This is a genomic window from Streptomyces sp. NPDC058985, assembly GCF_042740985.1.
GTDB lineage: Bacteria > Actinomycetota > Actinomycetes > Streptomycetales > Streptomycetaceae > Streptomyces.
In genome coordinates, this window is sequence record NZ_JBHYJX010000018.1 from 51,169 (window position 1) to 70,198 (window position 19,030).

At 70.3% G+C, this 19,030-nt stretch carries 14 protein-coding genes and 1 tRNA gene; 11 read left to right on the forward strand and 4 right to left on the reverse strand.

The features are described from left to right. Positions 1-21: 21 nt before the first annotated feature. The gene (gene polA / locus ACFW01_RS18130) at positions 22-2,745 is read right to left on the reverse strand and encodes a DNA polymerase I (RefSeq protein ID WP_234953572.1); all 2,724 of its coding nucleotides are present in this window, start codon (positions 2,743-2,745) and stop codon (positions 22-24) included. A 209-nt stretch (positions 2,746-2,954) separates the two neighbouring features. On the opposite strand from polA, the gene ACFW01_RS18135 reads away from it, so the two are divergent. The 9 genes from ACFW01_RS18135 (at position 2,955) to ACFW01_RS18175 (ending at position 13,037) form a co-directional block, all read left to right on the forward strand. Beyond that, entirely contained in the window at positions 2,955-5,234 is a 2,280-nt protein-coding gene (locus ACFW01_RS18135; protein WP_234953575.1) for an FdhF/YdeP family oxidoreductase, read from the forward strand. 79 nt (positions 5,235-5,313) lie between these two features. Then, positions 5,314-5,793: a PaaI family thioesterase gene (locus ACFW01_RS18140; protein WP_234953578.1), complete on the forward strand. Its 480-nt coding sequence runs from the start codon at positions 5,314-5,316 to the stop codon at positions 5,791-5,793. Between the two features lie 98 nt (positions 5,794-5,891). Then, positions 5,892-6,308 carry a hypothetical protein gene (locus tag ACFW01_RS18145; RefSeq protein ID WP_384504523.1) on the forward strand — a complete coding sequence of 139 codons (417 nt, stop codon included), beginning with the start codon at positions 5,892-5,894 and terminating at the stop codon, positions 6,306-6,308. Next, a complete protein-coding gene (locus tag ACFW01_RS18150; protein ID WP_234953583.1) occupies positions 6,299-6,907 on the forward strand; it encodes a Tat pathway signal sequence domain protein in 609 nt (202 codons plus the stop codon). The genes ACFW01_RS18145 and ACFW01_RS18150 overlap by 10 nt, the downstream gene beginning before the upstream one ends. A gap of 287 nt (positions 6,908-7,194) precedes the next feature. Then, on the forward strand, positions 7,195-8,430 hold the full coding sequence (locus ACFW01_RS18155; protein WP_234953585.1) for a branched-chain amino acid ABC transporter substrate-binding protein: 1,236 nt from the start codon (positions 7,195-7,197) through the stop codon (positions 8,428-8,430). Positions 8,431-8,639: 209 nt separating this feature from the next. Continuing rightward, the gene (locus tag ACFW01_RS18160; protein WP_234953588.1) at positions 8,640-9,572 is read left to right on the forward strand and encodes a branched-chain amino acid ABC transporter permease; all 933 of its coding nucleotides are present in this window, start codon (positions 8,640-8,642) and stop codon (positions 9,570-9,572) included. A gap of 5 nt (positions 9,573-9,577) precedes the next feature. Continuing rightward, positions 9,578-11,404, forward strand: a complete 1,827-nt coding sequence (locus ACFW01_RS18165) for a branched-chain amino acid ABC transporter permease (RefSeq protein ID WP_234953590.1) — start codon at positions 9,578-9,580, stop codon at positions 11,402-11,404. A 5-nt stretch (positions 11,405-11,409) separates the two neighbouring features. Beyond that, positions 11,410-12,324, forward strand: coding sequence for an ABC transporter ATP-binding protein (locus ACFW01_RS18170; RefSeq protein ID WP_234953592.1), 915 nt, complete (start codon positions 11,410-11,412; stop codon positions 12,322-12,324). Then, positions 12,321-13,037, forward strand: a complete 717-nt coding sequence (locus ACFW01_RS18175) for an ABC transporter ATP-binding protein (RefSeq protein WP_234953594.1) — start codon at positions 12,321-12,323, stop codon at positions 13,035-13,037. The genes ACFW01_RS18170 and ACFW01_RS18175 overlap by 4 nt, the downstream gene beginning before the upstream one ends. Before the next feature lie 73 nt (positions 13,038-13,110). On the opposite strand, the gene ACFW01_RS18180 is transcribed toward ACFW01_RS18175, so the two are convergent. Then, on the reverse strand, positions 13,111-13,767 hold the full coding sequence (locus ACFW01_RS18180) for a response regulator (protein WP_234953597.1): 657 nt from the start codon (positions 13,765-13,767) through the stop codon (positions 13,111-13,113). 101 nt (positions 13,768-13,868) lie between these two features. On the opposite strand from ACFW01_RS18180, the gene ACFW01_RS18185 reads away from it, so the two are divergent. Then, positions 13,869-13,942, forward strand: a tRNA-Leu gene (locus ACFW01_RS18185). Positions 13,943-13,990: 48 nt separating this feature from the next. Here ACFW01_RS18185 and pyk read toward each other — a convergent pair. Continuing rightward, positions 13,991-15,421, reverse strand: a complete 1,431-nt coding sequence (gene pyk / locus ACFW01_RS18190; RefSeq protein WP_234953599.1) for a pyruvate kinase — start codon at positions 15,419-15,421, stop codon at positions 13,991-13,993. Positions 15,422-15,658: 237 nt separating this feature from the next. On the opposite strand from pyk, the gene ACFW01_RS18195 reads away from it, so the two are divergent. Continuing rightward, the gene (locus ACFW01_RS18195; RefSeq protein WP_234953602.1) at positions 15,659-17,467 is read left to right on the forward strand and encodes a 5'-nucleotidase C-terminal domain-containing protein; all 1,809 of its coding nucleotides are present in this window, start codon (positions 15,659-15,661) and stop codon (positions 17,465-17,467) included. Between the two features lie 21 nt (positions 17,468-17,488). On the opposite strand, the gene ACFW01_RS18200 is transcribed toward ACFW01_RS18195, so the two are convergent. Next, positions 17,489-18,895 carry a lysine N(6)-hydroxylase/L-ornithine N(5)-oxygenase family protein gene (locus ACFW01_RS18200; RefSeq protein ID WP_384504530.1) on the reverse strand — a complete coding sequence of 469 codons (1,407 nt, stop codon included), beginning with the start codon at positions 18,893-18,895 and terminating at the stop codon, positions 17,489-17,491. Positions 18,896-19,030 lie beyond the last annotated feature (135 nt).

Below are 19,030 nucleotides of genomic sequence, written 5' to 3' on the forward strand. Positions count from 1 at the left end.
ACCCCGCCAAACCGCCGGAGGCTAGTGCGCCGCCGACTCCCAGTCCGCTCCCGAGCCCACCGAGACGCCCAGGGGGACGTTGAGCCGGACCGCGTTCGCCATTTCGCGGCGGACCAGTTCCTCCGCCGCCGCGCGCTCGCCGGGGGCGATCTCCAGGACGATTTCGTCGTGGACCTGGAGCAGCATGCGGGAGGAGAGACCGGCCTCGCGGAGCGCCCTGTCCACGTTGAGCATGGCGATCTTGACGATGTCGGCCGCGGTGCCCTGGATGGGGGCGTTGAGGGCCATGCGCTCGGCGGCCTCGCGACGCTGGCGGTTGTCGCTGTTGAGGTCGGGCAGGTAGCGGCGGCGGCCGAAGAGGGTCGCCGTGTAGCCCGTCGCCCGTGCCTCGTCGACCACCCGGCGCAGGTAGTCCCGTACGCCGCCGAAGCGCTCGAAGTAGGCGTCCATCAGGCCGCGCGCCTCGGCCGCCTCGATGTTCAGCTGCTGGGAGAGGCCGAAGGCCGAGAGGCCGTACGCCAGGCCGTAGGACATGGCCTTGATCTTGCGGCGCATCTCCGCGTCCACGGCCGACTGCTCGACGGAGAAGACCTGCGCGGCGGCGGTGGTGTGCAGGTCCTCGCCCGAGGTGAACGCCTCGGTCAGGCCCGCGTCCTCCGAGAGGTGGGCCATCACCCGCAGCTCGATCTGGCTGTAGTCGGCCGTCATCAGGGACTCGAAGCCCTCGCCGACCACGAAGCCGCGCCGGATGGCGCGGCCCTCGTCGGTGCGGACCGGGATGTTCTGCAGATTCGGGTCCGTGGAGGAGAGGCGGCCGGTCGCGGCGACCGTCTGGTTGAAGGTGGTGTGGATGCGGCCGTCCGCGGCGATCGTCTTGATCAGGCCCTCCACCGTGACGCGCAGCTTGGCCTGCTCACGGTGGCGGAGCATGATCACCGGCAGTTCGTTGTCGGTCTGGGCCGCGAGCCAGGCCAGGGCGTCGGCGTCGGTGGTGTAGCCCGTCTTGGTCTTCTTGGTCTTGGGCAGGTTCAGCTCGCCGAAGAGGACCTCCTGGAGCTGCTTGGGCGAGCCCAGGTTGAACTCACGTCCGGCCGCCGCGTGCGCCTCCTTCACCGCCTGCTGCACGGCGCCGGCGAACATCTGCTCCATGGCCTCCAGATGGGTCCGGTCGGCCGCGATGCCGTGCCGCTCCATGCGGGCGAGCAGCGCGGAGGTCGGCAGCTCCATGTCGCGCAGCAGGTCCGCGGCGCCGACGTCCGCCAGGCGGCCCTCGAAGGCCTCGCCGAGGTCGAGGATCGCGCGGGCCTGCACCATCAGTGCCTCGGCCTCGGCGCCGTCGTCCGCGCCGAAGGCGAGTTGGCCGTCGGCCGCGGCGGCCGGGGCCAGCTCGCGGTGGAGGTACTCCAGGGACAGCGCGTCCAGGTCGAAGGAGCGGCGGCCCGGCTTGACCAGGTAGGCGGCGAGCGCGGTGTCCATGCCCACGCCGGCGACGCTCCAGCCGTGCTCGGCGAAGACCCGCATCGCGCCCTTGGCGTTGTGGAAGACCTTCGGCCGGTCCGCGTCGGACAGCCATGCGGCGAACGCCGTCTCGTCGGCCTCGTCCAGCGCCGTCGGGTCGAACCAGGCGGCCTTTCCGTCGGCCGCGGCCAGCGCGACCTCGGCGACCGAGCCGGTGCCCAGGGCCCAGGTGTCGACGGTGGCGACGCCCAGGGGCTGTGCGCCGTGCCCGGTGAGCCAGCCGGCCACCTCGCCGGTGCCCAGCACCACGCCGTCCAGCTCGACCCCGTCCGCCACGACCGGGGTGGCCTCGGCCTCCTCGGCGCCCGGGTCGACGGCGTAGAGCCGCTCGCGCAGGGACGGATTGCGGATCTCCAGGGTGTCCAGGATCATCGCGACGCCCTTGCGGTCGTACGCGGGCCGCTCCAGGTCGGTGACCGCCTTGGGCAGCTCGACCCGACGCTCCAGCTCGGTGAGCCGGCGGTTGAGCTTGACGGACTCCAGGTGGTCGCGGAGGTTCTGCCCGGCCTTGCCCTTGACCTCGTCGACGCGCTCGACCAGGGCCGCGAAGGATCCGAACTGGTTGATCCACTTCGCGGCCGTCTTCTCGCCGACGCCCGGGATGCCCGGCAGGTTGTCGGACGGGTCGCCGCGCAGGGCGGCGAAGTCGGGGTACTGGGCGGGGGTCAGCCCGTACTTCTCGAAGACCTTCTCCGGCGTGAAGCGGGTCAGCTCGGAGACGCCCTTGGTCGGGTAGAGGACCGTGGTGTGCTCGCTGACCAGCTGGAAGGAGTCCCGGTCGCCGGTGACGATCAGCACGTCGAAGCCCTCGGCCTCGGCCTGCGTGGCGAGCGTGGCGATGACGTCGTCCGCCTCGAAGCCGTCGACGGCGAACCGCGTCACGTTCATCGCGTCGAGCAGCTCGCCGATCAGCTCGACCTGGCCCTTGAACTCGTCGGGGGTCTTGGAGCGGTTCGCCTTGTACTCGGTGAACTCCTGCGACCGCCAGGTCTTGCGGGAGACGTCGAACGCCACCGCGAAGTGCGTGGGCGCCTCGTCACGCAGCGTGTTGGCCAGCATCGACGCGAATCCGTAGATCGCGTTGGTCGGCTGGCCCGTCGCGGTCGTGAAGTTCTCCGCGGGCAGCGCGAAGAACGCGCGGTAGGCCAGCGAGTGCCCGTCCATGAGCATCAGCCGCGGGCGGGCGCCGGAGGTGCTGTCGGTCTTCTTCGATGCTGTCTTCGCCACGGCTCCGATCCTGCCATGCGCCACTGACAGTCGGTGCCGGGTGCGCCCGCGGCACGAGCGCGGTATCGCGGCCGCGGGTACGTCGTGGCTTGTCGCGCCGTCCCCGCGCCCCTTTGGGGCGCCGCCGATCGCGACCGGCGTCCGTGGCTGTCGGCGGCGCGTGCGAGGATCGGAGACGTACCTCACACGCGTCAGCGAAGGAGCGCGCGATGGCCACCAAGCCGCCCAAGGGTGATCCCGTCCAGGACGCGCCACAGGTGACACAGCCCCAGCACGCGGCGGCCGGCATCCCGGCCATCGGCCACACCCTGCGGATGGCACAGCGGCAGATGGGCGTGAAGCGGACCGCGCTGACGCTGCTGAGTGTCAACCAGAAGGACGGCTTCGACTGCCCGGGCTGCGCCTGGCCCGAGCCGGACCACCGGCACAAGGCGGAGTTCTGTGAGAACGGCGCGAAGGCGGTGGCCGAGGAGGCCACCCTGCGCCGGGTCACCCCGGAGTTCTTCGCCGCGCACCCCGTGACCGACCTCGCCACCCGCAGCGGGTACTGGCTGGGCCAGCAGGGCCGGCTCACGCACCCGGTGTACCTCCCCGAGGGCGGCGACCTCTACGAACCGGTCACCTGGGAGCGCGCCTTCGGTATCGTCGCGGAGGAGATCGCGGCCCTGGACTCCGCCGACCAGGCGGTCTTCTACACGTCGGGGCGCACGAGCAACGAGGCGGCGTTCCTCTACCAGCTCTTCGCGCGCGAGCTGGGCACGAACAACCTGCCGGACTGCTCCAACATGTGCCACGAGTCGTCCGGCTCCGCCCTGTCCGAGACACTCGGCGTCGGCAAGGGCAGCGTCCTCTTGGAGGACCTGTACAAGTCCGACCTGATCATCGTGGCGGGACAGAACCCGGGCACCAACCACCCGCGCATGCTCTCCGCCCTGGAGCAGGCCAAGGCGAACGGCGCGCGGATCATCAGCGTCAACCCCCTGCCCGAGGCCGGGCTGGAGCGCTTCAAGAACCCGCAGACCGCGAAGGGGCTCACCGCGGGCGCCGCGCTCACCGACCTGTTCCTGCAGATCCGCCTCGGCGGCGACCAGGCCCTGTTCCGGCTGCTGAACAAGCTGATCCTGGAGACCGAGGGCGCGGTCGACGAGGACTTCGTCGCGGAACACACGCACGGCTACGAGGAGTTCGCCGAGACCGCGCGGGCCGCCGACTGGGACGAGACGCTGGCGGCGACCGGGCTCACCCGCGCGGAGATCGACGAGACGCTGCGCATGGTGCTCGCCTCCGAGCGCACCATCGTGTGCTGGGCGATGGGCCTGACCCAGCACAAGCACTCCGTGCCCACGATCCGCGAGGTCGTCAACTTCCTGCTGCTGCGCGGCAACATCGGCCGCCCGGGCGCGGGCGTCTGCCCGGTGCGCGGCCACTCCAACGTGCAGGGCGACCGCACGATGGGCATCTTCGAGCGGCCGGCGCCCGCGTTCCTGGACGCCCTGGAGAAGGAGTTCGGCTTCGCCCCGCCGCGCGAGCACGGCTACGACGTCGTACGGGCCATCCGCGCACTGCGCGACGGGGAGGCGAAGGTCTTCTTCGCCATGGGCGGCAACTTCGTGTCGGCCTCGCCCGACACGGAGGTCACCGAGGCGGCCATGCGCCGGGCGCGCCTGACGGTGCACGTGTCGACGAAGCTGAACCGCTCGCACGCGGTCACCGGCGCGCGGGCGCTGATCCTGCCGACGCTGGGCCGCACCGAACGCGACCTCCAGAGCGGCGGCGAGCAGTTCGTCACCGTCGAGGACTCCATGGGCATGGTGCACGCCTCCCGGGGCCGGCTGGAGCCCGCGAGCGGGCAGCTGCTGTCGGAGCCGGCGATCGTGTGCCGGCTGGCGCGCCGGGTGCTGGGCGAGGGCAGCCGTACGCCGTGGGAGGAGTTCGAGAAGGACTACGCGACGATCCGCGACCGCATCGGGCGGGTCGTCCCGGGCTTCGAGGACTTCAACGCGCGCGTGGCGCACCCCGGGGGCTTCGCCCTCCCGCACGCCCCCCGCGACGAGCGCCGCTTCCCGACGGCCACCGGCAAGGCCAACTTCACCGCCGCGCCGGTCGAGTACCCGGAGCTGCCCGAGGGGCGGCTGCTGCTCCAGACGCTGCGCTCGCACGACCAGTACAACACCACGATCTACGGCCTGGACGACCGCTACCGGGGCATCAGGAACGGCCGCAGGGTCGTCCTGGTCAACCCGGAGGACGCCCGGAGGCTGGACGTCGAGGACGGCTCGTACGTCGACCTGGTCAGCGAGTGGCGGGACGGGGTGGAGCGGCGGGCGCCCGGTTTCCGCGTCGTGCACTATCCGACGGCCGGGGGCTGCGCGGCGGCCTACTACCCGGAGACCAACGTGCTGGTGCCGCTGGACGCCACCGCGGACACCAGCAACACCCCGGCCAGCAAGTCCGTGGTCGTCCGTCTGGAACAATCGGCGACCGACTGAGCGTTTGCTCAGTCGAGCCGACGGCCCCACCGGGCGGCCGGCGCGCCAGCCAGACGGAGCGACGAGACGGAGCCGGCCCATGGGCGAGCAGCAGCAGACGCAGTTCCCGCAGGAAGTCATCGACGAGTACGCCGCGCTCGGCGTCGACCTGCCCGCGCTGTTCTCCGCCGGGCACCTGGGGACGCGCATGGGCGTGCAGATCGTCGAGGCGTCGCCCGAGCGAGTCGTCGGCACGATGCCGGTGGAGGGCAACACCCAGCCGTACGGGCTGCTGCACGGCGGCGCGTCGGCGGTGCTGGCCGAGACGCTCGGGTCGGTCGGTTCGATGCTGCACGGAGGCAGTTCCAAGATCGCCGTCGGCGTCGACCTGAACTGCACGCACCACCGCGGGGCCCGCTCCGGCCTGGTCACCGGGGTGGCCACGCCGGTGCACCGGGGCCGGTCGACGGCGACGTACGAGATCGTGATCAGCGACGAACAGGACCGGCGGGTGTGCACCGCCCGTCTGACCTGCCTGCTGCGGGACGTCAACCCGGGCGACACCGGCACGGCGGGCTGAGGCGCCGGGGGCGGGCCGGGCGGCCCCACGACGTGGCCGGTCAAGGCACTCGCGGCCCGGGCATTGCTCCCGGCCGCGCGCCGCCCTAGTTTCGGGGCATGGGACGGGGAGAGGCCCCCTGGCCGGGGGTGGTGGCTCGGCGGCTCCTTCTCGGCGCCTTGATGGCCGTCACGGCAGTCACCGCCGTCGCCTGCGGCAACTCCGGGGACCAGGTGGCCGGTCCCGGCACCAGCGGCGCGACGACCGGGCCGCCCTCCCCCACGGAAGCCTGCGTCGGTGCCGTCGGCCACTGGGCGCGCGAGCTGCTGGCCGGCGGCGAGCCCTACGGCGACTACCAGTCGATGGGGCTGTCCAACCGGCAGTACGGCATTCTGCGGGAGGTCGTGGCAGCCGCGCGGGACGCCGAGCGGAACCAGGGCGACCGCGCGGCCCGGGAGCTGATCGACCGCCAGGTGCGCGAGGCGTGCGCGGAGCAGTACGCCGGCGGCGGTCCGACCGACGGCCCGTGGCGGTGACGGGCGGCATCGGGCCCGTCGAGCCGGGCGAGGACACCCGCGCCTGGGACGTGGCCGCCCGCGCCCGCCCGCACGGCCGCGTCGCCCGGTCCTGCGAGCGTCACCGCCGGGCCTTTCTCACGACCGTCACCGCCCTCGTCCTGCTGGTCGGCGGCGGCTGCCTGTACGCCGGCCGGACACGGGCGCCGGCGCTCGATCCGCCGCCCTACCCCTCCCAGGCGGTCACGTTCGTGTACCTGGACGCCGTGGACCGCCCGAGCGGGGCAAAGGGCAGCGGCTTCAGCTTCGCGGTGCGGCTGAGCGTCCGGTCGGGACCGCCCGTCACCGTGACGCGGATCGCCCAGCCCTCGGCCGGCCTCTCGGTGACCTCGTCGCCCGCGGCACCTTTCCAGACAAAGCCGCATTCCGCCAGCAAGATCATTGTCACTCTGCGGGTGACGGAATGCGATAAAGCGCCCCGGAACCTCGGATTCCCTTTCCTGGATGTAACGCTGCGTAATGCGCGCGCAATACAAGCCCACAGTTTCATCCTGGGGGCACGCTATGCGCGGCACCTCTCCCAGGCACTTCAGGTCGCTTGCAGCAACGATTCACGGTAATCACCAAAACGCCCCAGACGCCTGAACGCAGGCGGTGCGTCCTGCGAGTTCTCACCATGCGGACAGGGCGAATCGGCCTGAATTCCGCCCTTCTTCCCAACCAGTACCGCTCTGCATTACCCGGTGTCATAACAAGAGCGTCACAGCATGAGTCAGACCCTCCTCCACGTTCCCCACACACGCTTAGAGTCACGGCCAGTCACCGCGCCGTCGGATTGTCACTTCGGCCCAGCGCTCGACTCGGCCGTCTCCACGGGGAAGCGGCTGCGCCAGGGAAAGGACTGATCGTGCGTCAACGTTCGCTCATCGCCATCACCGCCGCTCTGGCGGCGGGAGCGCTCACCCTCACCGCCTGCGGTTCGCGCGACGACGACGGCGGCTCGGACTCCGGAAGCGGCGGTGGCGGCACCACCGTCGTCATCGGCGTCGACGCCCCGCTGACCGGCGACCTGTCCGCGCTGGGCCTCGGCATCAAGAACTCGGTCGACCTCGCCGCGAAGACCGCCAACAAGGACAACTACGTCGACGGCGTCAAGTTCGAGATACAGGCGCTGGACGACCAGGGCCAGCCGTCGGTCGGCCAGCAGAACGCCACCAAGCTCACCGCGAACGACGATGTCCTCGGCGTGGTCGGCCCGCTGAACTCCTCCGTCGGCGAAGCCATGCAGATCATCTTCGACAGGGCCAAGCTGGTCGAAGTCTCCCCGGCCAACACCAACCCCGCGCTGACCCAGGGCGTGGACTGGCAGACCAAGAAGGTCCGGCCGTACAAGTCGTACTTCCGCACCGCGACCACGGACGCCATCCAGGGCCCGTTCGCCGCGCAGTACGTCTTCAACGACTCCAAGAAGAAGAAGGTCTTCGTCATCGACGACAAGAAGACCTACGGCGCCGGTCTGGCCGCCACCTTCACCCAGGAGTTCAAGAAGCTCGGCGGCCAGGTCGTCGGCACCGAGCACATCAACCCGGACAGCAAGGACTTCAACGCCGTCGCCACCAAGGTGAAGAACTCCGGCGCCGACGTCGTCTACTACGGCGGCGAGTACCCGCAGGCCGGCCCGCTCAGCAAGCAGATCAAGGCGGCCGGAGCGAAGATCCCCGTGGTCGGCGGTGACGGCATCTACAGCGCCGACTTCATCAAGCTGGCCGGCGCCACCGGCAACGGCGACCTCGCGACCTCCGTCGGCGCGCCGGTCGAGGAACTGCCCTCGGCCAAGGAGTTCGTCGCCAACTACGAGGCCGCCGGATACAAGGAGGCCTACGAGGCGTACGGCGGCTACTCCTACGACTCCGGCTGGGCGATCATCGAGGCCGTCAAGAAGGTCGTCGAGGACAACGACGGGAAGCTCCCCGACGACGCCCGCGCCAAGGTCACCGAGGCCATGCAGAACGTCTCCTTCGACGGTGTGACCGGCAAGGTCTCCTTCGACGAGTTCGGTGACGCGACGAACAAGCAGCTCACCGTGTACGCCGTCGAGAACGGTGCCTGGAAGTCGGTGAAGTCCGGGACCTACACCGGCTGATCAACCGCACCCACCACTGATCACGTGATCACGAGCCGCGGGGGGCGCCGGTGCCGGCGGCCCCCCCGGCCGCCCAAGCCGCCCCCAACCTCGGAAGTTACCAACGTCACGGGGGGCCCGTGCCGCGGGGGGCGCCTTTCCCGGCGCCCCGCGCGGACTCGCATCCGGCCACATCCGTCGAAAGTTCCGAACGTCTCGGAGGACATGCGGTGAACGAACTGCCGCAGCAGCTGGTCAACGGCCTGCTACTGGGATCCATGTACGGGTTGATCGCCATCGGCTACACAATGGTCTACGGCATCGTCCAGCTCATCAACTTCGCCCACGGCGAGATCTTCATGACCGGCGCCTTCGGCGCGCTCACGGTCTACCTATACATTTTGCCCGACGGCACCTCCATGCTGATCGCGCTGCCCCTGATGCTCATGGGCGCCATGGTGGTCTCCGTCGCCGTCGCGGTCGGGGCGGAACGGTTCGCCTACCGGCCGTTGCGCGGCGCCCCCCGCCTCGCGCCCCTGATCACCGCGATCGGCCTCTCGCTCGCCCTGCAGCAGGCGGTGTGGGCCTGGTACCCGCACGCCAAGTCGGCGCGCACCTTCCCGCAGATCGACGGCGGCCCCTTCCACATCGGCAGCGTGACCCTCCAGACCGGCGACGTCTTCCTGCTCATCGCCGCCCCCGTCAGCATGGCGATCCTGGCGTACTTCGTGATGCGCACCCGCACCGGGCGCGGCATGCAGGCCACCGCCCAGGACCCGGACACGGCCAAGCTGATGGGCGTCAACACGGACCGCATCATCGTGGTCGCGTTCGCGCTCGGCGCCGTCTTCGCCGCCGTCGGCGCCGTGGCCAACGGCCTCAAGTACGGGCAGATCGACTTCAAGATGGGCTTCATCCTCGGTCTGAAGGCGTTCACCGCGGCCGTGCTCGGCGGTATCGGCAACATCTACGGTGCCATGATCGGCGGCGTCGTCCTCGGCATCGCCGAGACCCTGGCCACCGCCTACATCGCCGACATCCCCGGCCTGGACAAGTTCGGCAGCCAGTCCTGGGCCGACGTATGGGCCTTCATCCTCCTCATCCTCGTGCTGCTGTTCAGGCCGCAGGGCCTGCTCGGCGAACGCGTTGCGGACAGGGCGTGACACCGATGACCACACAGACCACAGCTCCGAAGACCTCCGGCGGCGTCGCCGGGGACCGCTCCGCCGGCCTCATCGGGGTCCCCGCGCACCTCGGCCGCGCCCTCGCCACCGGCGGCGGCCTGCTCACCGTCGTCTCCACGTTCCTCGCCTGGACCTGGACCGCCGAGTTCCCCGGTGACCTCACGGTCTACGGCTACCCGGGCGGCCTCCAGGTGCTGGTGCTGATCGCCGGCGCGCTCACCACCGTCTTCGGCCTCGCCTCGTACGGTGTCCGGGGGCTGCGCTGGCTGGTGCCCGCGGGCGCCGACGCGGCCCTGAAGTTCGCCGCGCTCGCCGCCTTCGCCACCACCTGGTACACGGTCATCGCGATCAGCGCCCAGCTGGGCGGACTGGTCAACCTGGAGCCCGGCGCCTACGTCGCGGCCGCGGCCACCCTGATCGCCTTCCTCGGCTCCCTCGCCCTGCCCTTCGAACGGCCGGAGCCCGACCCGTTCGACCCGGACGACACCGGCTGGGAGCAGTTCAAGCACACGAGCGGCAACAACTGGCAGACCGTCAAGGCGGCCTTCGCCTCCGGCACCCCGCGCCCCCTGCGCGCGCTGCCCTCCTACGTCGAGATCCTGATCATCGTCGCCGTCCTGGCGGTCGCCCTCCTCGTCTTCACCTACGGCATCGGCACCGAGTACGACGAACTGTTCGTGGGCTTCCTGATCACCGCCGGCCTCGGCTTCGCCGCCCTGAACAAGGCCGGCCTGATCGCCCGGGCCACGCAGATCACCTCCCGGCACACGAACATCACCGTCTGCGGTGCGTTCATCGCGGCGGCCTGCTTCCCCTTCACCCAGACCGACGACCAGTACGCCACCCTCGGCGTCTACATCCTCATCTTCGCCACGGTCGCCCTCGGCCTGAACATCGTCGTCGGCCTCGCCGGTCTCCTCGACCTCGGCTACGTCGCCTTCCTCGGTGTCGGCGCCTATGCCGCGTCGATGGTCTCCGGCTCGCCCAGCTCGCCGTTCGACCTGCACCTGCCCTTCTGGGCCGCGGTCCTCGTGGGCGCCGCGGCCTCGCTGGTCTTCGGTGTCCTCATCGGCGCCCCGACCCTGCGGCTGCGCGGCGACTACCTCGCCATCGTGACCCTCGGCTTCGGAGAGATCTTCCGTATCACCGCCAACAACCTGGACGGCACCTCCGGTCCGGACGTCACCAACGGCTCCAACGGCATCTCGTCCATCCCGGACCTCAAGATCCTGGGCTTCGACCTGGGCGTCCAGCACGACATCGGCGGCTTCAGCATCGGCCGGTTCGCCAACTACTTCTTCCTGATGCTGATCATCACGGCCGTGGTCGTGCTCGTCTTCCGGCGCAGCGGCGACTCCCGGATCGGCCGTGCCTGGGTCGCCATCCGCGAGGACGAGACCGCCGCGCTCGCCATGGGCATCAACGGCTTCCGCGTCAAGCTCATCGCCTTCGCCGTGGGCGCCACCCTCGCCGGTCTCGCCGGCACCGTGCAGGCGCACGTCACCTACACGGTGACGCCCGAGCAGTACCTCTTCGCCGGCACCACCCCGCCCAACTCGGCGTTCCTGCTCGCCGCGGTCGTCCTCGGCGGCATGGGCACCATCGCGGGTCCGCTGATCGGCGCCTCGCTGCTCTTCCTGATCCCCAACAAGCTCCAGTTCCTCGGCGACTACCAGCTCTTCGCCTTCGGACTCGCGCTCGTCCTGCTCATGCGCTTCCGCCCCGAGGGACTCATCGCCAACCGGCGCCGCAAGCTCGAATTCCACGAAGAGGCCGAAGCGCCCACCACCCTGAGCAAGACAGGGGCCTGACCACCATGACCACCGACACCACCACCAGGGACACCACCCCGGGCGCACCCGCCCCCGGCACCACCGTCCTCGACGCGCGCGGCGTCACGATGCGCTTCGGCGGACTGACGGCCGTCAACGGCGTCGACCTCACCGTCAACAGCGGGGAGATCGTCGGCCTGATCGGCCCCAACGGCGCCGGCAAGACCACGTTCTTCAACTGCCTGACCGGCCTCTACATCCCGACCGAGGGCGAAGTCCGCTACAAGGACAAGGTCCTGCCGGCCAAGTCCTTCAAGGTGACCGCCGCCGGCATCGCCCGCACCTTTCAGAACATCCGCCTGTTCTCCAACATGACGGTCCTGGAGAACGTCCTCGTCGGCCGCCACACGCGGACCAAGGAGGGCTTCTGGTCGGCCGTCCTGCGCGGACCGGGCTTCCACAAGGCGGAGAAGGCCTCCCGCGAACGCGCCGAGGAGCTGCTGGAGTTCGTGGGCCTGGCGAGCAAGGCCGACCACCTCGCGCGCAACCTGCCCTACGGCGAACAGCGCAAGCTGGAGATCGCCCGCGCCCTCGCCAGCGAGCCGGGGCTGCTGCTCCTGGACGAGCCGACGGCGGGCATGAACCCGCAGGAGACGCGGACCACCGAGGAACTGGTCTTCGCCATCCGCGACAAGGGCATCGCCGTCCTCGTCATCGAGCACGACATGCGGTTCATCTTCAACCTCTGCGACCGCGTCGCCGTCCTCGTGCAGGGCGAGAAGCTCGTCGAGGGCGACAGCGCGACCGTGCAGGGCGACGAGCGGGTCATCGCCGCCTACCTCGGCGAACCCCTGGAGAACGACCCCGGTGCCGCGGAGGCCGCCGAGGTGGCGGCCGCCGAGGCAGCCCAGGCCGACGCCTCCTCGGACACCTCGGCCGGCAAGGAGAACGACCGATGACCGCACTGCTCGAGGTCGAGGACCTCCGCGTCGCCTACGGCAAGATCGAGGCCGTGAAGGGCATCTCCTTCAAGGTCGACGCCGGTGAGGTGGTCACCCTCATCGGCACCAACGGCGCCGGCAAGACCACCACCCTGCGCACCCTGTCGGGGCTGCTGAAGCCGGTGGGCGGCCAGATCAAGTTCGGGGGCAGGTCCCTCAAGAAGGTCCCCGCGCACCAGATCGTCTCCCTGGGGCTCGCCCACTCGCCCGAGGGGCGGCACATCTTCCCCCGCATGACGATCGAGGACAACCTCCGCCTCGGTGCCTTCCTGCGCAGCGACCGCGCGGGCATCGAGAAGGACATCCAGCGCGCCTACGACCTCTTCCCGATCCTCGGGGAGCGCCGGAAGCAGGCCGCGGGCACCCTCTCCGGCGGTGAGCAGCAGATGCTCGCCATGGGCCGTGCCCTGATGTCCCAGCCCAAGCTGCTCATGCTCGACGAGCCCTCCATGGGTCTCTCCCCGATCATGATGCAGAAGATCATGCAGACGATCGCCGAACTGAAGTCCCAGGGCACCACCATCCTGCTCGTCGAGCAGAACGCCCAGGCGGCCCTGTCCCTGGCCGACCACGGCCATGTGATGGAGGTCGGCAGCATCGTCCTGTCCGGCAGCGGGCAGGACCTGCTGCACGACGAGTCGGTCCGCAAGGCCTACCTCGGCGAGGACTGAGCCCGCGTCCGCGGGACCACGAGAGAGGCCCGCGCCCCCTCGGGGGTGCGGGCCTCTCTCGTGGTCCCGGGTGTCAGCCCTTGGCCGCCTTCTTCTCGTCGGCATCCTGGATGACCGCCTCGGCCACCTGCTGCATCGACATCCGCCGGTCCATGGAGGTCTTCTGGATCCAGCGGAAGGCGGCCGGCTCGGTCAGGCCGTACTCCGTCTGGAGCACCGACTTGGCCCGGTCCACCAGCTTCCGCGTCTCCAGGCGCTGGCTGAGGTCGGCGACCTCCTTCTCCAGCTCCTTCAGCTCCGTGAACCGCGAGACGGCCATCTCGATCGCCGGAACGACGTCGCTCTTGCTGAACGGCTTCACGAGGTACGCCATGGCGCCGGCGTCCCGGGCCCGCTCCACCAGGTCGCGCTGGGAGAACGCGGTGAGCATCAGCACCGGCGCGATGCTCTCCTCGGCGATCCTCTCGGCCGCGGAGATGCCGTCCAGCTTGGGCATCTTCACGTCGAGGATCACCAGGTCCGGCCGGTGCTCGCGGGCCAGCTCCACGGCCTGCTCCCCGTCCCCGGCCTCGCCGACGACGGAGTAACCCTCCTCCTCCAGCATCTCTTTGAGGTCCAGCCGGATGAGCGCCTCGTCCTCGGCGATGACGACACGGGTCGTCAGCGGGGGCACGTGCGACTTGTCGTCGTCGGGCACGTCTACGGGCTGGGGCGACTCGGGGGAGGTCACGTGAGCTCCTAGTTCGGGGCAGGGGTACCGCTGACAAGAGCCTACCTAGCTCCTGTATCTTTGAGTCACCGAGGGGCTACACTGACCTTCGGTTCGAAGAGGCTCCGGTAGTCCAATCGGCAGAGACGATGCCCTCAAAAGGCATTCAGTGTGGGTTCGAGTCCCACCCGGGGCACTTTACCTTCATTTCGAAGGCATCCCTCAGATCCGTCGAGGCACCCGTTCAGCGGTCGTCCTCCCCGATGTGATGCACCCGCACCAGGTTCGTCGTACCCGAGACCCCGGGCGGTGAGCCCGCCGTGATGACCACGACGTCGCCCTTCTGACACCGGCCGTACCTGGTGAGCAGCTCGTCCACCTGGTCGACCATGGCGTCCGTGGAGTCCACGTGCGGGCCCAGGAAGGTCTCCACCCCCCAGGTCAGGCTCAGCTGCGAGCGGGTGGCCGGCTCCGGGGTGAAGGCGAGCAGCGGGATGGGCGAGCGGTAGCGGGACAGGCGGCGGACGGTGTCGCCGGACTGAGTGAAGGCCACCAGGAACTTCGCGCCGAGGAAGTCGCCCATCTCCGCCGCGGCCCGGGCCACCGCGCCGCCCTGGGTGCGGGGCTTGTTGCGCTCGGTCAGCGGGGGCAGGCCCTTGGCCAGGATGTCCTCTTCGGCCGCCTCCACGATCCGGGCCATGGTGCGCACCGTGTCGGTCGCGTGCTTGCCGACGCTCGTCTCGCCGGAGAGCATCACCGCGTCCGTGCCGTCGATGACCGCGTTGGCGACGTCGGAGGCCTCCGCGCGGGTGGGACGGGCGTTGTCGATCATCGAGTCGAGCATCTGGGTGGCGACGATCACGGGCTTGGCGTTGCGCTTCGCCAGCTTGATCGCGCGCTTCTGGACGATCGGCACCTGCTCCAGGGGCATCTCGACGCCGAGGTCGCCGCGGGCGACCATGATGCCGTCGAAGGCCGCGACGATGCCCTCGATGTCCTCCACGGCCTGCGGCTTCTCGACCTTGGCGATGACGGGAAGGCGGCGGCCCTCCTCGTCCATGATGCGGTGCACGTCGAGGATGTCCCGCCCGCTGCGCACGAAGGACAGCGCGATCACGTCGAAGCCGCTGCGCAGGGCCCAGCGCAGGTCGTCCTCGTCCTTCTTCGACAGGGCGGGGACGGACACCGCGACGCCCGGGAGGTTGAGGCCCTTGTGGTCGGAGACCATGCCGCCCTCGATCACCGTGGTGCGGACGCGGGGCCCGTCGACGCCGGTGACCTCCAGGCAGACCTTGCCGTCGTCGACGAGGACGCGCTCACCGGGGGTGACGTCGGCGGCGAGACCGGCGTACGTGGTGCCGCAGGTGTGGCGGTCGCCCTCGACGCCCTCCTCGACGGTGATGGTGAAGGTGTCGCCGCGTTCAAGGAGTACGGGCCCCTCACCGAAGTGGCCGAGGCGGATCTTCGGACCCTGAAGGTCGGCGAGGGCACCGACGCTGCGGCCGGTCTCGTCGGACGCCTTCCGGACACGGCGGTAGCGCTCTTCGTGTTCGGCATGGGTGCCGTGGCTGAAATTGAAGCGGGCGATGTCCATTCCGGCGTCGACCAGGTCCTTGATCTGGTCGTACGAGTCGGTGGCGGGCCCAAGAGTGCAGACGATCTTCGCTCGGCGCATGGGTCGAGCCTATGACTTACCGGCCAGTAGCGAATTGGCCACGTATGACCACTCAACAACCTTTGAGTAAAGGGTTATTGACAAGTGTTGAATTGTGCGCCGGGGCGCTCCGATGAGCATTCCGGGCGGTTCTTATTGCGCCTTTCGGGCAATTGAGCGACCCACTGTTGACAGGCGAGGTGATCACGCAGGAATCTACGCGCGTTGTTGATGCCGTGGAGTCGAGGAGATCCCGTCATGCCGTTCAACCGCCGGAAGTTTCTGAGCAGGTCCGCAGTGACGGGAGCGGGGGTGGCGCTGGCCGGTGCGGCGGCGGCTCCGGCGGCCGAGGCGGCGCCCGCCGCGCACCGCGGCCGCAGGCGGCCCAAGCGGTACGCGCTGACCGTGCTGGGCACCACCGACCTGCACGGACACGTCTTCAACTGGGACTACTTCAAGGACGCCGAGTACACGGACGCGGCGGGCAACGCGCAGGGGCTGGCGCGCATCTCGGCCCTGGTCGACCAGGTCCGCGAGGAGAAGGGCCGCCACAACACGCTGCTCCTCGACGCGGGCGACACCATCCAGGGCACCCCGCTGACGTACTACTACGCGAAGGTGGACCCGATCACCGCCAAGGGCGGCCCGGTGCACCCGATGGCCCAGGCGATGAACGCCATCGGGTACGACGCGGTGGCGCTCGGCAACCACGAGTTCAACTACGGCATCGAGACGCTGCGCAAGTTCGAGGAGCAGTGCGACTTCCCGCTGCTCGGCGCGAACGCCGTCGACGCGAGGACACTGCGGCCCGCGTTCCCGCCGTACTTCATGAAGACCTTCCGGGTGAAGGGCGCGCCGCCGGTGAAGGTGGCGGTGCTGGGCCTGACCAACCCCGGCATCGCGATCTGGGACAAGGCGTACGTGCAGGGGAAGCTCGCCTTCCCGGGGCTGGAGGAGCAGGCGGCGAAGTGGGTGCCGAAGCTGCGCTCGATGGGCGCCGACGTGGTGGTCGTCTCGGCGCACTCCGGCTCCTCGGGCACGTCCTCCTACGGCGACCAGCTCCCGTACGTCGAGAACGCGGCGGCCAACGTGGCGAAGCAGGTGCCGGGCATCGACGCGATCCTGGTCGGGCACGCGCACCAGGAGATCGCGGAGCTGAAGGTCGTCAACGACCGGACCGGGAAGACCGTCGTTCTGTCGGAGCCGCTGTGCTACGCCGAGCGGCTCACCCTCTTCGACTTCGAGCTGGCATTCGAACGCGGCCGGTGGCACGTGGAGTCGGTGAAGGCGTCGCTGCGCAACACCAACACGGTCGCCGACGACCCGAGGATCACCAGACTGCTGACCGACGAGCACGCGAAGGTCGTGGCGTACGTCAACCAGGTCGTCGGCACCGCCACCGAGGCGCTGACGACGGTGGAGGCACGGTACAAGGACGCCCCGATCATCGACCTGATCACCAAGGTGCAGGAGGACGTGGTCAAGGAGGCGCTGGCGGGCACCGAGTACGCGTCGCTGCCGGTGCTGGCGCAGGCGTCGCCGTTCTCCCGGACCTCCGAGATCCCGGCCGGCGACGTGACCATCCGGGACCTGTCGAGCCTGTACGTGTACGACAACACGCTGGTCGCGAAGGTGCTGACGGGCGCGCAGGTGCGGGCCTACCTGGAGTACTCGGCGGAGTACTACGTCCGGACGGCCGCCGGTGCTCCCGTGGACGTGGACAAGCTGACCAACGCGGGCGGCCGCCCGGACTACAACTACGACTACGTGTCGGGGCTGACGTACGAGATCGACATCGCGCAGGAGGCGGGGTCGCGGATCAGGAACCTCGCCCACGGCGGTGCGCCGCTCGCCGACAGCCAGCAGTTCGTGCTGGCCGTGAACAACTACCGGGCCAACGGCGGCGGTGCCTTCCCGCACGTGGCGTCGGCCAAGGAGGTGTGGGCGGAGTCGACGGAGATCCGCACGCGCATCGCCGAGTGGGTGACGGCGAAGGGTGTGCTGGACCCGAAGGACTTCGCGTCCGTGGACTGGTCGCTGACGCGGGACGGCACGCCGGTGTTCTGATCCGGGTCCGCCGGGCGGGCCTCAGACGCCGTCCACCAGGGGGGTGAGCGCCCGGGGGCGGCGCGCGGACGGGATCTGCGGCTGTCCGCTCTCCAGGCCGAAGGTGGTGAAGGCGGTACGGCCGGGCAGGGGGTACGGCTCCTGCCCGGTCAGGTCGTTGAGGATGGTCGCGCTGCGCCAGGCGGCGAGGCCGAGGTCGGGGGCGCCCACGCCGTGGGTGTGCGTCTCGGCGTTCTGGACGTAGACGGAGCCGCCGACGCAGGGGTCGAGCAGGAGGCGGAACCGGTCGTCGACGCGGGGGCGTTCGCGGCCGTCGCGGCGCATGTAGGGGTCGAGGCCGGCCAGGATGCGGCCGAGGGGGCGCTCGCGGTAGCCGGTGGCGAGGACGACGGCGTCGGTGGTGAGGCGGGAGCGGGTCTTCTGCTGGGCGTGCTCCAGGTGGAGTTCGATCCTGGTGGTGGCGACGCGGCCGGCGGTGCGGACGTGCACACCGGGGGTGAGGACGGTGTCGGGCCAGCCGCCGTCGAGGGTGCGGCGGTACAGCTCGTCGTGGATGTCGGCGGCCGTGTCCGCGTCGATGCCCTTGTGCAGCTGCCACTGGGAGGCGACGAGGCGGTCGCGGACCTGTTCGGCCAGACCGTGGAAGTAGCGGGTGTAGTCGGGGGTGAAGTGCTCCAGGCCGAGCTTGGAGTACTCCATGGGGGCGAACGCCTCGCTGCGGCCCAGCCAGTGCAGCCGCTCGCGGCCGGCGGGCCGGTGGCGGAGCAGGTCCAGGAAGATCTCCGCGCCGGACTGACCGGTGCCGATGACGGTGACGTGCCCGGCGGCGAGGAGCGCGTCGCGGTGGTCGAGGTAGTCGGCGGCGTGCAGGACGGGCACGCCGGGCGCGTCGACGAGGGGGCGCAGCGGGTCCGGGACGTCGGGCTCGGTGCCGACGCCGAGGACGACGTTGCGGGTGTGGGTGCGGCCGAGGGCCTCGGCCTCGCCCTCCGCGTCGAGCTGGGTGTAGTCGACCTCGAACAGCTCGCGTTCGGGGTTCCAGCGGACGGCGTCGACCTGGTGGTGGAAGCGGAGCGAGGGCAGGCGCTCGGCGACCCAGCGGCAGTAGGCGTCGTACTCGGCGCGCCGGATGTGGAAGCGCTCGGCGAAGTAGAAGGGGAACAGGCGGTCTCTGGCCTTGAGGTGGTTGAGGAAGGTCCAGGGACTCGCCGGGTCGGCGAGGGTGACCAGATCGGCCAGGAAGGGCACCTGGACGCGCGCGCCGTCGATGAGCAGTCCGGGGTGCCAGTGGAAGGCCGGGCGCTGGTCGTAGAACACGGCGTCGAGCCCGCCGAGGGGGTCGGCGAGCGCCGCGAGGGAGAGGTTGAAGGGGCCGATACCGATGCCCACGAGGTCGCGGGGGGCGTCGTCGGGCGCGGTGGCGTTCATCGCGGGGCGGGTCCTTCCAGGGTGGATTCCACGGGTGTACGGCGTGCGGCCCGCTCCGCGGAACGGGCGGGGAGGCCGGGAGGCGGGAGCCGCGGGGCGCGGCTTCCGGGGGCGAGGCCGGGCGGGGGCCCGCAC